Annotated in this window: 21 protein-coding genes, 1 pseudogene and 1 riboswitch; of the genes and pseudogenes, 16 read left to right on the forward strand and 6 right to left on the reverse strand. The window is 72.3% G+C overall.

Going from position 1 to position 20,335, the window contains the following annotated elements; genetic code table 11:
- The first annotated feature begins 50 nt into the window (after positions 1-50).
- From ACWCPI_RS17455 to ACWCPI_RS17465, 3 genes are all read left to right on the forward strand, one after another.
- Positions 51-686 (forward strand): ATP-dependent Clp protease proteolytic subunit, encoded by a 636-nt coding sequence (locus ACWCPI_RS17455; RefSeq protein ID WP_451038933.1) that lies wholly within the window; start codon positions 51-53, stop codon positions 684-686.
- A 7-nt stretch (positions 687-693) separates the two neighbouring features.
- On the forward strand, positions 694-1,002 hold the full coding sequence (locus ACWCPI_RS17460) for a hypothetical protein (protein ID WP_019757034.1): 309 nt from the start codon (positions 694-696) through the stop codon (positions 1,000-1,002).
- A gap of 419 nt (positions 1,003-1,421) precedes the next feature.
- A riboswitch (cyclic di-AMP (ydaO/yuaA leader) is annotated at positions 1,422-1,554 on the forward strand.
- Positions 1,555-1,557: 3 nt separating this feature from the next.
- A complete protein-coding gene (locus tag ACWCPI_RS17465; RefSeq protein ID WP_388794219.1) occupies positions 1,558-2,031 on the forward strand; it encodes a C40 family peptidase in 474 nt (157 codons plus the stop codon).
- A 54-nt stretch (positions 2,032-2,085) separates the two neighbouring features.
- Here the strand turns inward: ACWCPI_RS17465 and ACWCPI_RS17470 are convergent, their stop codons facing one another.
- The gene (locus ACWCPI_RS17470; RefSeq protein ID WP_451038934.1) at positions 2,086-2,700 is read right to left on the reverse strand and encodes a LysE family translocator; all 615 of its coding nucleotides are present in this window, start codon (positions 2,698-2,700) and stop codon (positions 2,086-2,088) included.
- Positions 2,701-2,790: 90 nt separating this feature from the next.
- Here ACWCPI_RS17470 and ACWCPI_RS17475 point away from each other — a divergent pair, with 90 nt between their 5' ends.
- Positions 2,791-3,717 carry a LysR family transcriptional regulator gene (locus tag ACWCPI_RS17475; RefSeq protein ID WP_451038935.1) on the forward strand — a complete coding sequence of 309 codons (927 nt, stop codon included), beginning with the start codon at positions 2,791-2,793 and terminating at the stop codon, positions 3,715-3,717.
- A gap of 3 nt (positions 3,718-3,720) precedes the next feature.
- Here the strand turns inward: ACWCPI_RS17475 and ACWCPI_RS17480 are convergent, their stop codons facing one another.
- Entirely contained in the window at positions 3,721-4,179 is a 459-nt protein-coding gene (locus ACWCPI_RS17480; RefSeq protein ID WP_451038936.1) for an ATP-binding protein, read from the reverse strand.
- A gap of 213 nt (positions 4,180-4,392) precedes the next feature.
- On the opposite strand from ACWCPI_RS17480, the gene ACWCPI_RS17485 reads away from it, so the two are divergent.
- Both ACWCPI_RS17485 and ACWCPI_RS17490 read left to right on the forward strand, forming a co-directional pair.
- On the forward strand, positions 4,393-5,271 hold the full coding sequence (locus ACWCPI_RS17485; protein ID WP_451038937.1) for a helix-turn-helix domain-containing protein: 879 nt from the start codon (positions 4,393-4,395) through the stop codon (positions 5,269-5,271).
- A gap of 9 nt (positions 5,272-5,280) precedes the next feature.
- Positions 5,281-5,508: a DUF397 domain-containing protein gene (locus ACWCPI_RS17490; RefSeq protein WP_451038938.1), complete on the forward strand. Its 228-nt coding sequence runs from the start codon at positions 5,281-5,283 to the stop codon at positions 5,506-5,508.
- A 51-nt stretch (positions 5,509-5,559) separates the two neighbouring features.
- Here ACWCPI_RS17490 and ACWCPI_RS17495 read toward each other — a convergent pair whose 3' ends face one another.
- On the reverse strand, positions 5,560-6,687 hold the full coding sequence (locus tag ACWCPI_RS17495; RefSeq protein ID WP_451038939.1) for an 8-amino-7-oxononanoate synthase: 1,128 nt from the start codon (positions 6,685-6,687) through the stop codon (positions 5,560-5,562).
- Positions 6,688-6,835: 148 nt separating this feature from the next.
- On the opposite strand from ACWCPI_RS17495, the gene bioB reads away from it, so the two are divergent.
- From bioB to ACWCPI_RS17515, 4 genes are read left to right on the forward strand one after another with little or no spacing between them, the layout of a single operon-like run.
- Positions 6,836-8,053: a biotin synthase BioB gene (bioB, locus tag ACWCPI_RS17500; protein ID WP_451038940.1), complete on the forward strand. Its 1,218-nt coding sequence runs from the start codon at positions 6,836-6,838 to the stop codon at positions 8,051-8,053.
- Complete coding sequence (locus tag ACWCPI_RS17505; protein ID WP_451038941.1) at positions 8,046-9,326, forward strand: adenosylmethionine--8-amino-7-oxononanoate transaminase; 1,281 nt, start codon at positions 8,046-8,048, stop codon at positions 9,324-9,326. Before bioB ends, ACWCPI_RS17505 begins: the two co-directional genes overlap by 8 nt.
- A 1-nt stretch (position 9,327) precedes the next feature.
- Entirely contained in the window at positions 9,328-10,044 is a 717-nt protein-coding gene (gene bioD, locus ACWCPI_RS17510) for a dethiobiotin synthase (protein ID WP_451038942.1), read from the forward strand.
- A gap of 56 nt (positions 10,045-10,100) precedes the next feature.
- Positions 10,101-10,634 (forward strand): hypothetical protein, encoded by a 534-nt coding sequence (locus ACWCPI_RS17515; protein ID WP_451038943.1) that lies wholly within the window; start codon positions 10,101-10,103, stop codon positions 10,632-10,634.
- Here ACWCPI_RS17515 and ACWCPI_RS17520 read toward each other — a convergent pair.
- The gene (locus ACWCPI_RS17520; RefSeq protein ID WP_451038944.1) at positions 10,631-13,114 is read right to left on the reverse strand and encodes a LuxR C-terminal-related transcriptional regulator; all 2,484 of its coding nucleotides are present in this window, start codon (positions 13,112-13,114) and stop codon (positions 10,631-10,633) included. The two genes, ACWCPI_RS17515 and ACWCPI_RS17520, sit on opposite strands and share 4 nt — an antisense overlap.
- A 109-nt stretch (positions 13,115-13,223) precedes the next feature.
- Between ACWCPI_RS17520 and ACWCPI_RS17525 the strand changes: the two genes are divergently transcribed.
- Both ACWCPI_RS17525 and ACWCPI_RS17530 read left to right on the forward strand, forming a co-directional pair.
- On the forward strand, positions 13,224-13,910 hold the full coding sequence (locus tag ACWCPI_RS17525; protein ID WP_451038945.1) for an esterase/lipase family protein: 687 nt from the start codon (positions 13,224-13,226) through the stop codon (positions 13,908-13,910).
- A 91-nt stretch (positions 13,911-14,001) separates the two neighbouring features.
- Positions 14,002-14,682, forward strand: a complete 681-nt coding sequence (locus ACWCPI_RS17530) for a class I SAM-dependent methyltransferase (protein WP_451038946.1) — start codon at positions 14,002-14,004, stop codon at positions 14,680-14,682.
- 16 nt (positions 14,683-14,698) lie between these two features.
- Here ACWCPI_RS17530 and ACWCPI_RS17535 read toward each other — a convergent pair whose 3' ends face one another.
- Positions 14,699-15,073 (reverse strand): fic family toxin-antitoxin system, toxin component, encoded by a 375-nt coding sequence (locus tag ACWCPI_RS17535; RefSeq protein WP_451038947.1) that lies wholly within the window; start codon positions 15,071-15,073, stop codon positions 14,699-14,701.
- 4 nt (positions 15,074-15,077) lie between these two features.
- Positions 15,078-15,326, reverse strand: a complete 249-nt coding sequence (locus tag ACWCPI_RS17540) for a hypothetical protein (RefSeq protein WP_062155729.1) — start codon at positions 15,324-15,326, stop codon at positions 15,078-15,080.
- Positions 15,327-15,528: 202 nt separating this feature from the next.
- On the opposite strand from ACWCPI_RS17540, the gene ACWCPI_RS17545 reads away from it, so the two are divergent.
- The 4 genes and pseudogenes from ACWCPI_RS17545 (at position 15,529) to ACWCPI_RS17560 (ending at position 20,310) form a co-directional block, all read left to right on the forward strand.
- Positions 15,529-16,446 carry an ABC transporter ATP-binding protein gene (locus ACWCPI_RS17545; protein ID WP_451038948.1) on the forward strand — a complete coding sequence of 306 codons (918 nt, stop codon included), beginning with the start codon at positions 15,529-15,531 and terminating at the stop codon, positions 16,444-16,446.
- A gap of 4 nt (positions 16,447-16,450) precedes the next feature.
- Positions 16,451-19,036, forward strand: a complete 2,586-nt coding sequence (locus tag ACWCPI_RS17550; RefSeq protein WP_451038949.1) for an ABC transporter permease — start codon at positions 16,451-16,453, stop codon at positions 19,034-19,036.
- A gap of 46 nt (positions 19,037-19,082) precedes the next feature.
- Positions 19,083-19,840: pseudogene (locus ACWCPI_RS17555) on the forward strand (TIGR03621 family F420-dependent LLM class oxidoreductase).
- Between the two features lie 44 nt (positions 19,841-19,884).
- Entirely contained in the window at positions 19,885-20,310 is a 426-nt protein-coding gene (locus ACWCPI_RS17560) for a GNAT family N-acetyltransferase (protein ID WP_451038950.1), read from the forward strand.
- Positions 20,311-20,335: the final 25 nt, after the last annotated feature.

The raw sequence follows: 20,335 nt of genomic DNA on the forward strand, positions 1-20,335 counted from the left end.
TGTACGTCCTGTACATTTTTTACAGGCACCCCGGCAAGGGAGCGTGAACCATGACCCGACCGTCCGCCCGTTACGTCCTGCCCGAGTTCACCGAGCGCACGAGTTCCGGCATCAGGACCCAGGACCCGTACGCGAAGCTGCTGGAGGAGCGGATCGTCTTCCTCGGCACCCCGATCGACGACATCTCGGCGAACGACGTGATGGCCCAGTTCATGTACCTGGAGCACAAGGACCCCGATCAGGACATCTCGCTGTACATCAACTCGCCCGGCGGCTCGTTCAGCGCCATGTCGGCGGTCTACGACACGATGAAGTACGTCACCTGCGACGTGGAGACGATCTGCCTGGGGCAGGCCGGTTCGACGAGCGCCGTGCTGCTGGCGGCGGGCACACCGGGGAAGCGGTTCGCGCTGCCGGGCGCCCGCGTGGTGATCCACCAGCCGGCACTGCCCGAGCCCGTGCAGGGCCAGGCGAGCGATCTGGCCATCCAGGCCGAGGAACTGACGCGCGTTCGGGCCCGTCTGGAGGGGATGCTCGCCGAGCACACCGGGCGCAGTCGCGAGCAGGTGGCCGCGGACATCGAGCGGGACAAGATCCTCGACGCGCGGGAGGCGCTGGAGTACGGGCTGGTGGACCGGATCATCCCGAGCCGCAAGGCCACCCTCGCCCCACCGACAGGGAGGTGACCGGCCGGTGCTCCCACCCGAGTTGCCGCCCCTGCCCGCGCTGACGCGCGCCGAGGGCGAGTTGATCGACCGTTACCTCGATGTGGCCGACCTGCTGGGCCGGATCAATCCGGCCCACCACGGTGACACCTACCGCGGACTGCGCGCCGCCCAGGCGCTGGTGGCCAAGGCGGCCGCGTTGCGGGACGCGCTGGCGCTGATGCACCAGCGGGGCGAGACGGAGCTGCACGCGCCCACGCTGGCGCGCGCGCTGCGCGTGCTGGACGGAGAACGCCGCACGGCTCGCGTCACGGTGCCGCCGCGCTCCGACAGTTGACGAGCCGTCCAGACCGGTTCCGGACGTCCCGGTGCGCCGACGAGTCGTCCGGACCCGTGCTGAAACGGACCGAACGGCGTACCCCCTTTCGGCGTAGCCGCGTGTCCTTTTGCGCACCCCTCAAGGTTGCGCAACGGCCATCGGCACAAGGTGGAATTGGGCGCTCCGTCCCTGGTCCGAGGCTCCTCGGGCATCTGGACACCCAGCCCGACACGAGGGTGTCCACCCGAACGGGTGAGTGGTGAGTAACACCACAAATCCCCGGTTCCGTTGGGCTTTTCGTTCATCCGTGCGTCAAGATCCCTGTCTGACGACAAGCCCCCGCCACCGCGGCGGGGCGGTCCGGGCGGACGCCGAGTCCTGCCGCCGCCCGGATGACCGGTCGACAGGAGTGGATCGGCAGGAGTGGAGGACCCAAGCAAGACGGGTCGCCGGAGCGGACGTTCGTTCGAGCCGAGCAGCCCTTGGGGTGAAGCCGTGGCAACGCGGCCGGGCAACTTCGCCAGCCCGAATCCGACAGGTCATCCTTCACAGGCGGCTGACGAAGGGTTGCGCATGACTGCGCTCAATCGGGTCCCGTCGCTCATGGCCCGGGCCGGTACGGCCTCGGCCCTCACGCTCGCCGCGGTGGGTGGCACCGTGGTCGCCCCCGGCTTCGCCTCCGAGGCCGAAGCCGCGACGCCGGCGACGAAGGCACTTCAGGTCGCGGCCTCCAAGAAGGGCTCCCCGTACAAGTGGGGCGCCACCGGACCGCACAGGTTCGACTGCTCAGGGCTCACGCTGTACTCGTACAAGAAGGCGGGCAAGAAGCTGCCCCGTACGGCGGCCCAGCAGTACAACAAGACCCGCCACATCTCAGCGCAGAACCGCAAGGCCGGGGACCTGGTGTTCTTCCACTCGGGGTCGAACGTCTACCACGTCGGTATCTACGCCGGGAAGGGAAAGATCTGGCACTCCCCGAAGAGCGGGGACGTCGTGCGGCTGCAGAAGATCTGGACCAGGAGCGTCTGGTACGGCCGGGTCAAGTGACCTCCCCGGGGGCGGTGAGGGCGGCCCTGACGCGCCGTCACCGCCCCTGGGGCCTCAGAGGGCCGACAGCGGCCCCGCGAGCAGCGCCAGGCCGAAGACCGTCAACGCGGCGCCCGTGCCGACCGTGACCGCCCGGGCGACGCGCGGCCTGCGCAGCCACCGGCCCAGCCGGTCCACCAGCAGGGCGACGACCTGGAACCACACCAGCGCGATCGCGAGGACGATCAGGGCGAGCAGCAGGGTCCGGGGCAGCGCCGCAGCGCCCGCGGGCACGAACTGCGGCAGCACACTGAGGAAGGTCAGGGACGCCTTCGGGTTGAGGGCGTTGGTCACGAAGCCCTGCCGCAGCGGCCGCAGGGTGGAGTCCTCAGGCTGGTCGGCCACGTCGGTGTGCGGCTGCCTGAGCGTCTGGACGCCCAGGTACAGCACATAGGCGCCGCCGACCACCTGGAGGGCCCGGAACAGCGCCGGAACCGCCGCCAGGACCGCGGCGACGCCCACCACCGCCAGCGTCACATGGACCAGCAGTCCGGCCCCGATCCCGAGCGCACAGACGATGCCGGCCTTTCGGGAGACGAGGGCGTTGCGTACGACGACGGTGAAGTCCGCCCCGGGCATGGCGACCAGGCCGGCGGAGACCCCGGTGAAGGCGATGAGCTGCGCGTCCATGACGTCAGCGTGCCGTGCGGAAGCCTTCAGCAGGTATGTCGAATATTCTGGGGGCACCTGAAGCGTTCCTTAAGGCAGACAGGGGCCCGCGTGTACGACCCGAACCGGCTCGCCGCGTTGGTGGCGGTCTCGGAGGCGGGTTCGATCACCCGGGCGGCCGAACGCCTGGGCTACACCACACCCGCGCTCTCCCAGCAACTGGCCAAGCTGGAACGCGAGGCGGGCACCGCTCTTCTGGTACGGCACCACCGCGGGGCGCGGCTCACGGGGGCGGGCGAGCTGCTGGTCACGCGGGCCCGGCGCGTGCTCGACGAACTGGAGCGGGCACGCCATGAACTGGCCCGGCTGACCGGACTGTCGGGCGGCACCCTCCGGTTGGCCACCTTCCAGACCGCCGGTATCCATCTGCTGCCCCCGGCCCTGAGCGCCTTCCGCCGCGCGCATCCGGACGTGGAACTGACCGTCACCGACTACGAGCCGTCGGCCGGTGTCACCGCCGTGGCGGCCGGGGAGGTCGATCTGGCGCTGACACACGCCTACGAGCCTGGCGATCCGGTGCCGCTGCCGTCCTCCGTCGACATCGAGCCGATCCTCGTCGAGGAGCTGGTCCTGGTGTCCGCTCCGGGCCACGCCCTCACGAGTGGGACCGCTCGGCTGCCCCTGGCCGAGCTCGCCGGTCAGCCGCTGATCAGCATGGCCCCGGACGCTCCGGCACGGCGGGGTGTGGAGGCGGTGCTGGCGAGGGCCGGGGCCACGCCCTCGGTCCTGGTGCCGACTCCGGGGTACCTGCTGGTGTGTGCGCTGGCCAGTGCGGGGCTCGGGGTGGCCGTCGTACCGGAGATGGTGGCGCGGACGTCGGTCACTCCGGTGGGGGTGCGCGCGCTGGAGGAGGGCGGACTGCGCCGTACGATCTCGGTCGCCTTCCGCGGCGCCGAGGCGGCGCCCGCCGCGGACGCCTTCCGGGCCCTGCTGCGTGGCACGTTCGGACGCGCCGGGCAGCAGCCGCCGCGGGCCTGACGGTCAGGGCTCCTGCTGCCCCGCGGCCGGCACCCGGGCCGCCGGGACGGTCCACGGCAGCTCGATGGAGATGGTCTTGCCGCCCTCGCGGGTGGGCCGCACTCTCAGCTTGCCGCCGCACTCGGCGGTCAGCCAGCGGATGATGACCAGGCCCCGGCCGTTGTCCTGCTGGACGGCGGCCGGCAGCCGCTTGGGGAAGCGCGGGTGGCTGTCGGTCACGCCGATGCGCAGATGTTCGTCACGGTCCAGCTCGATGTCCACCCGGAACGTGGGTGACTGCCCGAGGGTGTGCTGCACGGCGTTGGTGGTGAGTTCGGAGACGATCAGCCGGATCGTGTCGGCCGCTTCGGTGTCCGGTGGCAGCCCCCACTCCGCGAGGGTGGTGACCACGTAGGTGCGGGCCGCGGAGACCGAGGCGGGATCGCTCGGCAGAGTGACGGATGCTTCCAGATGATCTGCCATGGCGACGTCGTCCCTTTCCCACGGGACCGCAGTCCGACACGGAGCGGATGGTTCGAGTACGGTCCCGGACTGGTGCTTCGTCGTCAGACTGCCATTACCGCCCCCGCCAGAGGTGGCGATCCACCAAGATATGCATATATCTGTCGCTCGATGCGGTGAACTCTGCGACGGCAGAGCGTATTTGGGCGGCCCGGTTGGAGTAAGGAGTTCCCCATGCAGCACGGGCCCGCGGTGCGCCGCCGGAAACTGGGCGCAGAACTGCGCGCGTTGCGTACCGGGGCGGGGCTCACCAGCGGTGAGGCGGCCCGGCTGGTGGGCTGGCACCAGTCCAAGGTGAGCCGGATCGAGACAGGCTCCAGCGGGGTGAAACCGGCCGATGTGCGGTTGCTGCTGGACGCGTACGGCGTGAAGGACTCCCGACTGCGGGAGTTGCTGGAGGTGTTGGCGGGCTCCGACGAGGGAGGCGGCCGACATCACTGGTGGCACGCGTACCGCGGCGTACTGCCGCCGACGTACCGGGACTTCATCAGCCTGGAGTCACAGGCGAGCGCGATGCGCACGCTGGAGACCTCCGTGGTGCCCGGGTTGCTCCAGACGCCCGAGTACGCCCGGGCGGTGACCCGGGCCGCGGTGAGCGGACTCACCGACGAGGCCGGTGCCGACGACGAGCGGCTCGACGCACTGGTGGCCGTGCGGCTGGCCAGGCAGGACGTGCTGCACGCCGATCCGCCGCTGCGACTGAGCGCGGTGCTGGACGAGGCGGTGCTGCGCCGGGAGATCGGCGGGCCCGAGGTGATGGCGCGGCAGCTGGTGCGGCTGACGGAGGCGGCGCGGCTGCCCCATGTCCGGTTGCAGGTACTGCCGTTCGCGGCCGGGGAGCATATCGGCATCACCGGGCCTTTCGTTATCTTCTCATTTTCGCGCACTTCTGATCTGGATGTGGTTGTTCTCGACCACTTGACGAGTAGCCTCTACCTCGAACGGAAAGAAGACCTCCGGGCTTACACGGAGGCCTTCAACGCCCTTCGGATCCACGCCCTTTCGCCCGAGGAATCGTTGGATTACATCGCCGCGCTGGGTGGCGGCGCGTAAGGAGGCACCATGACCGCAATGCCTCGGAACGTACCTTCCAGTACCGATCTGCTCGGTGTTCGGTGGCTGCGCAGCAGCTACAGCACGGGAGCGAACAACTGCGTCGAGACGGCACGGACACGCTCCGGCCCCTGGACCGGACTGCTGGCCGTACGCGACTCCAAGAACCCGGCCGGACCCGCGCTGCTCTTCTCCCCCGAGAGCTGGGCGGGCTTCACGGCCGCATTCCAGTCCTGACCGAACCTGACCGAATCTGACCGCCCTGGCGCACGGCCGTGTCACGCCGACTCATGGTCGTGTCTCGCCGATGACCTGAACAGCGCGTTCGATCTGCCCCTCGGAGAGGTCCGCGCGGGCGGTGAGCCTCAGCCGTGAGATGCCGTCGGGAACGGAAGGAGGACGGAAGCAGCCCACGGCGAATCCTGCCGCTCGGCAGTCGGCCGCCCACGCGACGGCCTCCTCCGGGGAGGGCGCACGCACGGAGACGACCGCGGCGTCCGGACGCACGGCTTCCAGACCCGCGGCCGTCAGCCGGGTGTGCAGGTCGCCCGCGACCGCGCGGGCCCGCGCGGCACGCTCCGGTTCACGGCGCAGCAGTCTCAGTGCCGCGAGCGCGGCGCCCGCCGCCGCGGGCGCGAGGCCCGTGTCGAAGATGAACGTCCGGGCCGCGTTGACCAGATGGTCGATCACCCGGGCGGGGCCGAGCACGGCACCGCCCTGACTGCCGAGCGACTTGGACAGCGTGACCGTCACGACGACGTCGTCGGCGCCCGCGAGCCCCGCCGCGTGCGGGGCGCCGCGGCCGCCGGCGCCGAGCACGCCGAGGCCGTGCGCGTCGTCGACCACCAGGCCCGCACCGTGCTCCCGGCACGCCCGCGCGAGCCCGGCCAGCGGGGCGGCGTCGCCGTCGACCGAGAAGACGGTGTCGGACACGGCGACCGCGGGGCCGTCGTGCGTGTCGAGCGCCTTGCGCACCGCGTCCGGCTCGGCGTGCGCGACGACCTGGGTGGTGCCGCGGGCGAGTCGGCAGCCGTCGATGAGCGAGGCGTGGTTGCCCGCGTCGGACACGATCAGGGAGCCGTGCGGCGCGAGCGCGGTGACCGCGGCGAGGTTGGCCGCGTAGCCGGAGGAGAAGACCAGCGCCGCCTCGAAGCCGCAGAAGTCGGCCAGCTCGCGCTCCAGGTCGGCGTGCAGCTCCGTCGTACCGGTGACGAGCCGGGACCCGGTCGCGCCACCGCCCCACGCCCGCGCGGCCCGCGCCGCCCCCTCCGTCACCTCGGGATGCCGGGCCAGGCCCAGGTAGTCGTTGCTGGCGAGGTCGAGGAGCGGTGAGTCGGCGGGGCGGGGGCGCAGGGTCCGTACGAGTCCGGCGCGGCGGCGCAGCTCCGCCTGCTCGTCGATCCAGCCGAACGCCATGGGTCCTCCGGGGCTTTTGTAGGTAGCGGACAGACACTAGCGGCAGGACCGCTCACCCATGGTGTGGCAATACCCACACGTCGAACCGGGTGTGTTGTGTGATCCCCACCTTGGCCCGGGACGGCTCGATAGGACAGGATCGGTCCCCATGGACCTGCTGAACACGCTGGTGGACAAGGGGCTTCGGCGCGAGCTGCCGACCCGCGAGGAAGCGCTGGCCGTCCTCGCCACTTCCGACGACGACCTGCTCGATGTGGTGGCCGCGGCCGGGAAGGTGCGCCGGCACTGGTTCGGCCGGCGGGTGAAACTCAACTATCTCGTCAACCTCAAGTCGGGCCTGTGCCCGGAGGACTGCTCCTACTGTTCCCAGCGGCTGGGCTCCACCGCCGGCATCCTGAAGTACACCTGGCTCAAGCCGGACGAGGCCTCCGAGGCCGCGGCCGCCGGACTGGCGGGGGGCGCCAAGCGGGTCTGCCTGGTGGCGTCCGGGCGTGGCCCGACCGACCGGGACGTGGACCGGGTCTCCGAGACCATCAAGACGATCAAGGACCAGAACGAGGGCGTCGAGGTGTGCGCCTGCCTCGGCCTGCTCTCCGAGGGCCAGGCGGAGCGGCTGCGCGAAGCGGGTGCGGACGCGTACAACCACAACCTCAACACCTCGGAGTCCACCTACGGGGAGATCACCACCACGCACACCTACGCCGACCGCGTCGACACCGTGCAGAAGGCGCACGCGGCGGGGCTGTCCGCGTGCTCCGGGCTGATCGCGGGCATGGGCGAGTCCGACGAGGACCTGGTCGACGTCGTGTACTCGCTGCGTGAGCTGGACCCCGACTCGGTGCCGGTCAACTTCCTGATCCCGTTCGAGGGCACCCCGCTGGCCAAGGAGTGGAACCTCACCCCGCAGCGCTGCCTGCGCATCCTGGCGATGGTCCGGTTCGTGTGCCCGGACGTCGAGGTGCGGATCGCGGGCGGCCGCGAGGTGCATCTGCGCACGATGCAGCCGCTCGCCCTGCACCTGGCCAACTCGATCTTCCTGGGCGACTACCTCACCAGTGAGGGCCAGGCGGGCAAGGCCGACCTGGAGATGATCGCGGACGCCGGGTTCGAGGTGGAGGGCGCCGACCAGGTGACGCTGCCGGAGCACCGGGCGACGGCCGGGGGCGGGTGCGGCTCGCACGCGAGCGCCGGCTGCGGACCGGACGAGGGCGCGGGCTGCGGGTCGCACGAGAGCGCCGGGTGCGGGTCGCAGGAGGGTGGCGGAGTGTGCGGTACGGCCGCTGCCGCGCCGGTCGGCGAGCCGCGCACCGACCTGGTCGCCGTACGCCGCCGAGGCGCCGGAACGGACCTCGCGCCCAATGCCTGACCTGAGCGTGCCCGAACTGCTCGACCTCGACCGGCGGCACGTCTGGCATCCGTACGGTCCCATGCCGGGCCGTGCCGACCCGCTCGTCGTGGAGTCGGCGAGCGGGGTGCGGCTGAAGCCGGCGGACGGATCGGGCGAACTGGTCGACGGCATGTCGTCCTGGTGGTCGGCGATCCACGGCTACAACCACCCGGTGCTCAACGAGGCCGCGCGCGATCAGCTGTCGCGCATGAGCCATGTGATGTTCGGCGGGCTCACCCACGAGCCCGCCGTCCGCCTGGCGAAGCTCCTTGTCGACATGTCGCCCGACGGCCTGGAGCATGTCTTCCTCGCCGACTCCGGGTCGGTGTCGGTCGAGGTCGCGGTCAAGATGTGCCTGCAGTACTGGCGTTCCCTGGGCCGCCCGGGGAAGCAGCGGCTGCTCACCTGGCGTGGCGGCTACCACGGCGACACCTGGCAGCCGATGTCGGTGTGCGACCCCGAGGGCGGGATGCACGAGCTGTGGACCGGGGTCCTTCAGCGTCAGGTGTTCGCGGACCCGCCGCCGGCCGACTACGAGGAGCCCTACGCCGAACAGCTGCGGACCCTGATCGAACGCCACGCACACGAACTGGCCGCAGTGATCGTCGAACCGGTGGTGCAGGGCGCGGGCGGGATGCGGTTCCACTCCCCCGCGTATCTGCGGGTGCTGCGGGAGGCGTGCGACGCGCACGAGGTGCTGCTGGTGTTCGACGAGATCGCGACCGGGTTCGGGCGCACCGGTGCGCTGTTCGCGGCGGACCACGCGGCGGTGACGCCGGACGTCATGTGCGTCGGCAAGGCGCTGACCGGCGGCTACCTGACGATGGCCGCCACGCTGTGCACCTCGCGCGTCGCCGACGGCATCTCGCGGGGCGAGGTGCCGGTGCTGGCGCACGGTCCGACGTTCATGGGCAATCCGCTGGCTGCCGCGGTCGCGTGCGCCTCGATCGAGCTGCTGCTCGGCCAGGACTGGTCGGCGGAGGTCGAGCGGATCGAGGCGGGACTGCGGGAGGGGCTGTCCGCCGCGGTGGACATTCCGGGCGTGAAGGACGTACGAGTCCTCGGCGCCATCGGGGTCGTCCAGCTGGACCACCCCGTCGACATGGAGAGGGCGACCGCGGCCGCCGTGCGTGAGGGTGTCTGGCTGCGGCCGTTCCGCGACCTCGTCTACACGATGCCGCCGTACGTCACCGGCGACGCGGACGTGGCACGGATCGCCCGCGCGGTGTGCGCTGCGGCGCGGGAGGCCTGACATGGCGGTACTGGTGATCACGGGCACGGGCACCGAGGTCGGCAAGACGGTCACGACCGCCGCGGTCGCGGCGGCGGCGGTGGGCGCGGGCCGGTCCGTGGCCGTGCTCAAGGCGGCGCAGACGGGCGTACGGCCGGACGAGCGCGGGGACGCCGACGAGGTCGCGCGGCTCGCGGGCAGCGTGACGAGCACCGAACTCGCCCGCTATCCGGACCCGTTGGCACCCGCCACGGCCGCGCGCCGGGCCGGACGGGCCCCGGTCCGGCCGCACGAGATCGCCGAGGCCGCCGCCGAGCTGGCCGCCGAGCATGACCTGGTGCTGGTGGAGGGGGCGGGCGGATTGCTCGTGCGTTTCGACGAGGCGGGCGGCACGCTGGCGGACGCGGCCGAACGCATGGCGGCGCCGGTCGTGGTGGTGGCCTCGGCGGGGCTGGGCACGCTCAACACGACCGAGCTGACCGCCCGTGAACTGCGGGGCCGACGGCTGGAGTTGCTGGGCGTGGTGATCGGCAGCTGGCCCGACGCACCGGATCTGGCCTCGCGCTGCAATGTCACGGACCTGCCGGAGGTCGCGGGGGCACCGTTGCTGGGTGCGGTGCCGGCGGGGGCCGGAGCGCTGGCGCCCGCCGACTTCCGCGCGGGGGCGCCGGGGTGGCTGGCGCCGCGGCTGTTCGGGACGTGGGACGCCGAGCAGTTCCGGGGGCGTACGGCGCCCTGAGGCGTGCCCGCGGGTGACGCTGCCGCAGTGTCAGACCCTCGTGCCATGCTCGGATCATGGTCCATGCAGACGCGGTCGCCGAGTGGGACGTCCTGATCGGCGAGTGGGACGAGATCCGGCAGGGCTACCACCTGGGGGATGTGCCGGCGAAGGTGCTGGAGTGCGCGAGGAATCTGGAGGCCGGCGTGGCGGCCGGCGGTCCGGACACGGCACTGTGGACCCTCGGGCTGGTACTCATAGGCCCGTACGTGATCTACGCCTGCCCGGACGCCGAGGCCGAGGCCCGTGTGCTGAAGGCGATGGGCACCGTCGAGCAGGCTCTCGGGCAGACACCGTGCGCGCATGAAGAGCATCCGTGCGACGACCTCCGGGACGATGACGAGCTGGACGACTTCCGGTACGTCCTGGAGATGCTGGCCCACCCGGAGCGGGATGCCGCCGGTGCAGCGGCCCTGACCGAAGACGCGCTCCGGACCGACGACGGGTCGGACGATGAGTCGGACAGCTGGTTCGGACGCCGGATGACACGGGAGACATGGGCCTGCCCGCAGAACCTCGCCGGGTTCGCCCGCGCGTTCCGCGAGGTCTAGTCGGGCTCACGCCCGTCGCTCTCGGCGACGATCCGCACCAGTTCGATGCGCGAGCGGATGCCCAGGCGGGTGAAGACACCCCGCAGGTGGTGGTCGATCGTGCGCGGGCTGAGCGCGAGGCGGGCGGCGATCTCCCGGTTGGTGGCACCCTCGGCGGCCATCCGCGCGACCAGCAGTTGCTGGGCCGTGAGACGGGCGACGGGGCTGTCGGAACCCTTCCGCGGCGGGGCCGCCGGCGCTCCCAGGGCCCGGAGTTCGGTGCGTGCCATGGCCGCGCAGTGCGGGGCTCCGAAGGCGTCGAACGCCTCCAGTGCGCTGTGCAGACGGTCGCGGGCCTCCGTGCGGCGGCGCAGTCGGCGCAGGGCACTGCCGAACAGCAGCTCCGTGCGGGCGCGTTCGAAGTCGCGGGTGCCGTGGGCGTGCAGGTCGAGGGCGGTGCGGTAGTGGTCCGGAGCTTCGGCGCCGGGGGCGAGCAGGGCGCGGCAGCGGGCGCTCAGGGCGAGGTCGTCGGCGCTGCGCACGGCTTCGGCCCAGCGGTGGTAGTCGGCGTGCGCGGCGCGGGCGACCCGGGTGTCCCCGGTGCGGACGGCGGCCTCGACGTAGTGCGGGGTGGCCAGGTGGCGGATGGCACGGTGGCCGTGGCCGGGGCCGAACGCGGCGAGGGCGCGCAGTCGGGTGGCCGCGGCCGCGTACCGGCCGCCGCACAGGTCGAGGAAGGCGAGCGCCCACTGGGCGAGGGCGGCGGGCAGACCGAGACCGCGGGCGAGGGCGTACGACTGTGCCGCCGCGGCGCGTTCGCGGCAGGCGTCCACGTCTCCGGTGAGCGCCGCGAACATGGCGAGCGCGGCCCGCAGGTGGCAGGCGCCGTTGTCCTGGCCGGTGGCGTGGGCCCGTCCCAGGGCGTCCGCGGCGGTGGCCTCACCGGCGCGGGGGCGCCCGGTCCAGAAGTCGGCGTAGGCGCGGAACTCCATGGCCTGGACCACGGCCGCGGCGGTGCCCCGCGCGCGGGCGGAGGCGGCCGCGCGCCGGGTCGCGGTGGCGGCGCGGGTGTGGTCGCCGAGGAGCAGGGCGGCGATCCCGGCGTGCAGGAGGACGGTGGGGTCACCACCCGGCCCGCACCGCCCTGCCGCCGCTTTCAGCAGGTCCCGCGCGTCCTCGTACCGTCCGTGGGACGCGGCCACGAGGCCGGACAGGGTGCCGGGCGGGGCGGCGCCGAGCCGATCGGCGAGGCGGGCGGCCTCGCGCAGACGGCGCAGGTCGCCCGTGTAGATGGCGGCTTCGGTCGCGCGGGCGAGGAGGTGCTCGGCGGTGGTCGGCGTGCTGGGCATGGACGTGGTGACGGCGGCCGGCACGGCCGGGGCGGAGTCCGTGTCGGCGCTCGGCGGCACGGCAGGGGCGTCGGCGAGCGGTACCGCCGGGCCCGGCGGGGTGCGAGCCGTGTGCCGAGTGGCCCGGTCTTCGGGTTCCGACGGCCTCGCGGGGCCCGCGGGCCTCGCAGGGGCCGTGTGCCTCGCGCGGCCCGTGCGCCTCGCGGTGACCCGCGTGTCGAGGCCGCCCTCCCACTCGGCGGCCGACGACCGAGGGCTCCCGGCCACGGTGGCGTCCGCCGGCCGCGCCGCCGCCGTCAGCAGCGCGTCGAACGCCTCCGACGCGTTCCCGGCCCGGAGGGCGAGCACCCCGCTCAGCGCGTCGTCCGCGTCCGCGGCCGCCAGTTTGCGTGCCCGGTCCCCGTCGCCCGACTGCCAGGCGTACGCGGCGGCCCGGGCCACCAGGCGGGACCGCTCGGAGGGTTCGGGGCACAGGGTGGCGGCCCGTTCCGCCAGAGCGCGCGCCGAGGAGAGCAGCCCCGCCCGGGCCGCCGTTTCCGCCGCCGCGCCGAGCTCAACGGCCAGCCGCCCACTGGGCCCGAGCGCTCCCGCGCCCCGGTGCCAGGAGCGCCAGGGTGCCTCGCCCACGCCGCTCAGCACCCGGGCCAGCAGACGATGGGCCTCCCGGCGGTCGGCCGGGCTGCCCGTCTCGTAGGCCGCGATGCGCGTCCACGCGTCACGGAACACGACGCCACCCGCCCCCGTGTGCGCCAGACCGGCCGCTTCGGCGGTGTCCAGGGGCCGGGTGTCGAGGCGGGCGGCCGTGACGGCTCGCAGGAAGGCGCCGGTGGGGACCGGGTACTGGTCGGCCGCGGCCAGGAGCAGCAGCAGGCGTGTGTCGTCCGGCAACGCCCTTATTTCCGCCCGGCGTTCACGCAGCAGCGAGGGCGCGAGTTCGGCGGGCTCCGTGGGGAGCGGGTCGACGCCGGCCGCCTGACGGTCACTCAGGCGTGCGACCAGTTCGGCGGCGGCGTGCGGATCGCCGTGCACGGCGCGCAGTATGCGTACCCGGACGCCTTCGGGGAGGACGGCGGTCCGTCGCCACGCGCCCGTGACCTGCGGTGGCGAACTGCGTTCACGAGGTGGGGGGTTCACCGGAGTCACCACACCCATCACGTTACTGGCGAGTTAATTGAACCGTAAAGACCGGCGATTTCACCGATGCGGCGCGCGTAGACCCGCCCCGACACTCCTGGCAACCCCACACGTTTCAGGAGGCACCATGCAGCGCCACAAGCGTCGCATCGCCACGGCCCTGGCGGCCCTGGCCTCATCGCTCCTTCTGTCGCTCTCCCTCTCCCCCACCCCGGCGCACGCCGCGGACCGCGACCCCGTCGTCTTCGTGCACGGTCTGAGCAGCTCGTCGAGCAGCTGGAACGACTGGGTCGGCTACTTCAAGGCCGACGGCTACACCTCCGCCGAGCTGCATGCCTGGTCGTACGACTGGGCGCAGTCGAACGCCACCACCGCCCGGGGGCTCGCGACCGAGATCAGCAACGTGCTCGCCCGGACCGGCGCCTCGAAGGTCGACCTGGTCGTGCACTCCATGGGCGCGCTCAGCTCGCGCTACTACCTCAAGAACCTGGGCGGGACCTCGTACGTGGACGACTTCGTCTCCACGGCCGGCGTGAACCACGGAACGAGCACGGCCGGGTGGTGTGCCTGGCTGTACGCCTCCTGCAAGGAGATGAACACCGGCAGCTCGTTCCTGACCTCCCTGAACTCGGGGGACGAGACCCCGGGGGCCGTGTCGTACGCCAGCTACTGGTCGAACTGCGACGACGCGCTCACCCCTGACACCACCGCGATCCTGAGCGGCGCGACCAACGTCGAGGTCGGCTGCGTCTCGCACACCGCCATGAACAACGACCGCGGGGTGTACGAGCGGGTCCGGGACTTCATCGGCTGAGGCGGAAGGACAGCGCTCGAACAGCGGGGGTGCGCCGGGCCCGTGCGGGGGAGAATCGGGAAGTGAGTCCCGTCCCGACCGGGAGGTCCCCATGGCCCTGCGTTCCGCCGGTTCAGGCAAGGTGTCACGGGGCGCCGTGCACCACCCGCTGTTCGCCCGCTGCTACGCCCGGGCCAGTGTCGCCGCCGAGACCCGGATGGGCATGGCCGGCGTACGCGATCGGCTGCTGGCCGGGCTGTCCGGCCGGGTGATCGAGATCGGTGCGGGCAACGGCCTGAACTTCGCCCACTATCCCCGTGCGGTCTCGGAGGTCGTCGCCATCGAACCGGAGCGCCTGCTGCGGCAGTTGGCGGTGGAGTCCGCGCTGCGCGCCGAGGTGCCCGTGGACGTGGTGCCGGGCGCGGCGGAGGCGCTGCCGGTCAAGAGCGAGGCGTTCGACGCCGTGGTGCTGTCGCTGGTGCTGTGCAGCGTGCGGGACGTGCCGCGGGCGCTCGGTGAGGTTCGGCGGGTGCTGCGGCCCGGCGGCACCGTGCGGTTCTTCGAGCACGGACGGGGCGGCGGGCGCGCGATGACCTTCACGCAGCGGGCGCTGGACCGGACGGTGTGGCCGCTGGTCAGTGGCGGCTGCCATCTCTCGCGCGACCCGGTCGCCGCGCTCAGGGCGGCAGGGTTCGACCTCGGCCCGTACCGGCGGGTGATGATGCCGGAGAACGGGCCGGTGCTCCCCGCGTCCTACTGCGTACTGGGCACGGCGTGGCGGCCGCGCCGCTGACCTCCTGGCACCGCCCTCACCGGCTCCACTGCCGCAGTTCCCGCGCGATGTCGTGCACCGAGGCCTCGCCGCTCTTCACCAGCCGGGCCAGCTCGCGCACCTGCTCGGGCGAGGTGACGACCTTCAGGCCGCTGGCGACGAGGTAGGCGTAGGCGACGGCGGAGGCGAAGAGGGCGTTGGACCGCTCCAGCGCGGGGACGTGGATGAGCAGTTGGAGCAGGGCGGCGGCCCGGGCGTGCGGGGTGTCGTAGACGGGGACGTCGAATATCTCGGCCTGGTGGCGTGCGACGGCGGCGACGAGGGCTCCCCAGTCGGTGACCCGGGGGTCCCCCGGCGTCCTCTTCTCGGCGAGCATCAGCAGCCAGGCGAGGTCGATGTTCGGATTGCTCAAGGGATCAGTGGCGACCTTCGCGTGTGCGGTCCGAGGGGGCGCCGTCGGGGCCGAACTCCTCGGCGAACACCGACTCGTACTGCTTCATGAAGTCGGCGGCGGCCTCCACGAACGTATGGCCGACCTCGCCGGTGTCCTTCCTGACCAGTTCTTCGATGTATCGGTTGACGCTCATGCCTCGGGCCAGGGCGCGTTCGCGGGCGGCGCGGGCGGTGCCCTCGTCCACTCTGACGTTCAACTGGGTCTTCGCCATACTTCGAAGCTAGCGCCGTAGCGCTAGCACCGGCAAGGGCTCGACCGAGCCCCGCACGAATGGAATGTGCCCCTTACATCGACGCTGGGGGCCCGACCTGGGGCGGAGACGGACCGGCACCTCGGAAGGATTCCGGGTGTGCGATGGGTCACATTACGCTCGACGGGGACGAGGTGTCCGTGACATCCGTGAGGAGGCGGTCTTGTCCACAGCAGCAGCGGAGCACGCCACGAGCCCCGCGTCGGCCGACGGGTTCGCAGCCCGCGCGCGTGGTCTGACCAAGGCGTACGGCTCGGGTGAGACGACGGTGCTCGCCCTCGACTCGGTGGACGTGGACATCGCGCGCCGCCGCTTCACGGCGGTCATGGGGCCCTCGGGCTCCGGGAAGTCCACCCTGATGCACTGCCTGGCGGGCCTCGACGACGTCTCGGCGGGCCAGGTGTGGCTCGGCGACACCGAGATCACCGGGCTGAAGGAGCGGGAGCTGACCCGGCTGCGGCGGGACCGCATCGGGTTCATGTTCCAGTCGTTCAACCTCATTCCGACGCTGAACGCGGCCGAGAACATCACCCTGCCCATGGACATCGCGGGCAGGAAACCCGACGAGAAGTGGCTGGACCAGGTCATCGACGCGCTCGGACTGCGGGACCGGCTCAAGCACCGGCCCGCACAGCTCTCCGGCGGCCAGCAGCAACGCGTGGCCTGCGCCCGGGCCCTCGCCTCCCGACCGGAGCTGATCTTCGCGGACGAGCCGACCGGCAACCTCGACTCGCGGGCCGGTCTGGAGGTGCTCGGCTTCCTGCGGGACGCCGTGGACCAGCTGGGCCAGACGGTCGTCATGGTCACCCACGACCCTGGAGCCGCCGCCCACTCCGACCTCGTGCTCTTCCTGGGGGACGGGCGGATCGTGGACCGGATGGAGCGGCCGACGGCGGAGGCCGTGCTGGAGCGCCTGAAGCGCTTCGACGTGATCCGCGGGCAGTTCGACGGCGACGAGCCGGCACCCGGCGCGGTACCCGCAGACAGGCCGGCGCCCGGCGCGGTACCCGCAGACAGGCCGACGCCCGGCGCCGAACCCGGCGCGGTACCCGGCAGCGAGCCGGCGCCCGAGAAGGGCTGACCCGGTGCTCAGGGCGACGCTGCGCAGTTTCCTCGCCCACAAGGGGCGGCTGCTGCTCTCCGCCCTGGCGGTGATCCTGTCCGTGGCCTTCGTCGCGGGGAGCCTGATCTTCTCGGACACCGTCAGCCGCACCTTCGACCGGCTCTTCGCCTCGACCGCCGCCGACGTCACCATCACCCCGACAGAGCCCTTCGACGAGACGGTGCCCTCCGGGCGGACCCTGACCCTGCCGGCGTCGCTCGCCGACCGTGTCGCCCAGGTGGACGGCGTCGCCGCGGCCCGCGCCGAAGTGGACGTGGACGGCATCACCGTCACGGACGAGGACCGCGAGTCGGTGAGCCCGACCACGGGCGCCCCCACGATCGGCACCGCCTGGAACCCGACCGAGCGCAGCCCCGTGGAGCTCACCTCCGGGCACGCCCCGAGAGGCGACGGGCAGATGCTGATCGACGCCGACACCGCCGACAGCAAGGGCGTGCGCATCGGCGACCGTCTCACTGTCATCGCACAGGAGGGCTCCTTCCCGGTCGAGGTCGTCGGCATCGCCACCTTCACCACCACCAACCCCGGCTCCGCGCTGGTCTTCTTCGACCCCGCGACGGCGTCGACGAAGCTGCTGGGCGACCCGAAGGCGGCCACCGGCATCTCGGTCGACGCGGCGGAGGGCGTCAGCGACGCGGAGCTCAAGCGCCGCGTGGCCGCCGCGCTCGGCACCGACGCGGGCACGGACACCGGCGCCTACGAGCTGCGCACCGCCGACGAGCAGGCCGAGTCGGACGTGGAACGGCTGGGCGGATTCCTCGACATCATCAAATACGTCATGCTCGGCTTCGCCGGGGTGGCCGTGCTCGTCGGGGTGTTCCTGATCGTCAACACCTTCTCCATGCTGATCGCACAGCGCACCCGTGAGCTGGGCCTGCTGCGGGCGCTCGGCGCGGACCGGCGCCAGGTGCGGCGCTCGGTCCTGACCGAGGCGCTGCTGCTGGGGCTGGTCGGCTCGACGGCGGGCCTCGCGGCCGGCATCGCGCTGGCCCTCGGACTCATGAAGCTGATGGGTCTGATGGGCATGAACATCAAGGCGGACGAGATGGTCGTCGGCTGGGTCACGCCGGTGACCGCGTATGTCGTGGGCCTCGGCGTCACCTTCGTCGCGGCGTACCTCCCGGCCCGGCGGGCGGCGGGCGTGTCGCCGATGGCCGCCCTCTCGGACGCCGAGATCGCCGACATCGGGCGGCCGCTTCGGATGCGCGCGGTGGTGGGCTCGGTCGTCGGGGCGGCCGGTGCGGCGGCGCTCATCGGCTGCGCGGTGGCGTCCAGGACGTCGACGGCGGCGTCCCTGCTGGGCCTCGGTGTCGTCCTGACCCTCGTCGCGACCGTGGTCGCGGGTCCCCTGCTCGTCCGGCCCGTGATCAGGGTCCTCGGCGGCGCCTTCCCCGCGCTGTTCGGCTCGATCGGCCGGATGAGCCAGCGCAACGCCCTGCGCAATCCACGCCGCACCGGGGCCACGGCCGCCGCCCTCATGATCGGGCTCGCCCTGGTCGGCGGGATGTCGGTGGCGAGCGCCTCGATGACCAGGTCGTTCGACCAGCAGATCGACAAGACGCTGGGCGCCGACTTCGTGGTCCAGAACGGCAACTTCGTGCCGTTCCCGAGGGAGATCACCGAGAGGATCCGTGACACCGAGGGCATCGGGCTCGTCGTACGTTCGCAGCTGACGACGATCGCCGTACGCCTCCCGGACGGCGACCGGGTGCAGACGACCGCCGCGGGCTACGAACCCGAGCTCGACCAGGTCGCCGACATCACCTACGCGCAGGGGGACACCGCGTCCGCGCTCGCGGCCGGGCACCTCGCCATGGACAAGGACTTCGCCGCGGACCACGGCGTACGCGTCGGCGACACGGTTCCCGTCGAGTTCCGCAGCGGGCGCCGCGCCGAGCTGGCCGTGGGTGCCCTGACCGACCAGGAGTCCGCCGAGGGGTTCGGCACCCAGGGCGGCATCTTCTTCGGCCTGGGCACGCTGCAGGAATACGCGCCCGGCGGGCAGGACGCGGCCGTGTACGTCAACGCCGCCTCCGGCACCGGCGCGGACGACCTGCGGGCGGAGCTGGAGACGACGCTCGATGCGTATCCGCAGGTCCAGGTCCGCGACATCGCCGACTACAAGGACCTGGTGCACGACCAGATCGCCGTACTGCTCTACCTCGTGTACGCGCTGCTCGGGCTCGCGATCATCATCGCGGTGCTCGGGGTGGTCAACACCCTTGCCCTGTCGGTCGTCGAGCGCACCCGGGAGATCGGGCTGCTCAGGGCCATCGGGCTGGCCCGGCGGCAGCTGCGGCGGATGATCCGGCTGGAGTCGGTGGTGATCGCCGTGTTCGGCGCGGTCCTGGGCCTGGCGCTGGGCCTGGTGTGGGGTGTGTGCACCCAGCAGGTGCTGGCGCTGCAGGGCATGACGGCACTGGCGATCCCGTGGGGCACGATCGTCGCGGTCGTGATCGGCTCGGCGGTGGTGGGTGTGGTGGCGGCGCTGCTGCCGGCGTTGCGTGCATCGCGCATGAATGTGCTGGCGGCCATCGCGCACGAGTGATTGGATCACGACAGACGCTCAAGTGCCCTTCAGGTGAGCGGAGTTCATGTCGCGACCGGTCGGCCCGCGCCCGTTCCGCTTCGGCGTCAGCCTCATGACCCCCGCACCGGCCGACGTGTGGCGGGCCAAGTGCCGCCGGGCAGAGGAACTCGGCTACGACGTGATCCTGGTCCCCGACCATCTCGGGATGCCCGCACCCTTCCCGGCCCTGGTCGCGGCGGCCGAGGCGACCGAGCGGCCCCGGCTGGGGACGTTCGTGCTGAACGCCGGTTTCTGGAACCCGGCGTTGCTCGCCCGCGAGGTGGCGACGACCGACGCCCTGACGGGTGGCCGACTCGAACTCGGCCTAGGCACCGGCTATGTGAAGGCGGAGCACGACAGGGCCGGTCTGCCCTGGGGCACCCCGCGCGAGCGCGTGGACCTGCTGCGGCGCACGATCGAGGAGGCGTACCGGTTGCTCGGCTCCGCCGAACACCGGCCGCAGCCGGTGCAGCGGCCCCGGGTGCCGCTGCTCGTCGGCGGCAACGGCGAGCGCGTGCTGTGCCTGACCGCCGAGTACGCCGACATCGCGGCCTTCACCGGAGCGCGCTCAGTGACCTCTTCATGGAACGCGTCCCGTACCTCACGGTGGACCAGATCCTGGAGCTGCCCATCGGGCTGGTCGGTACCGTGGCGGAGATGGCCGCCCAGGTGCTGGCGCAGCGCGAGCGGTACGGGTTCACCTATCTCACCGTGCTCGAACCGAGCATGGAGGCGTTCGCCCCGGTGATGGCACGGCTGCGTGCCGACCGGACGTCCGCATAGTGGAATCCCGCCTCCGCTCCTGCCGCCCGTGATGTGATCGCGGCATGACCGAACTGCGGATACGGGCCGCCACGGCCGCCGACCTCGACATCGTGCTGGCCTTCTGGAAAACGGCCGCCGAAGGCGCGAGCATCAGTGACGACCGGGACGGCGTGGAGCGGCTCGTCGCCCGCGATCCCGAGGCGCTGATCCTGGCCGAGCTGGAGGGCGAGCTGGTCGGTACGGTGATCGCCGGCTTCGACGGCTGGCGCTGCCACCTGTACCGGCTGGCGGTGCATCCGGAGCGCCGCCGCAGGGGCATCGGCTCGGCGCTGCTGGCCGCCGCCGAGGAGAGGTTCGTACGGCTCGGCGGTCGCCGGGGTGACGCGATGGTGCTTGTGCGCAACGAGACCGCGCATCATGCCTGGCGCGCTGCCGGGTACACGCCCGAGGAGCACTGGCGTCGGTGGGTGAAGCAGCTCACCGACTGACACAATTTATCCGCCCTTTACCATC

It is taken from the genome of Streptomyces sp. NPDC001920, from assembly GCF_053594495.1.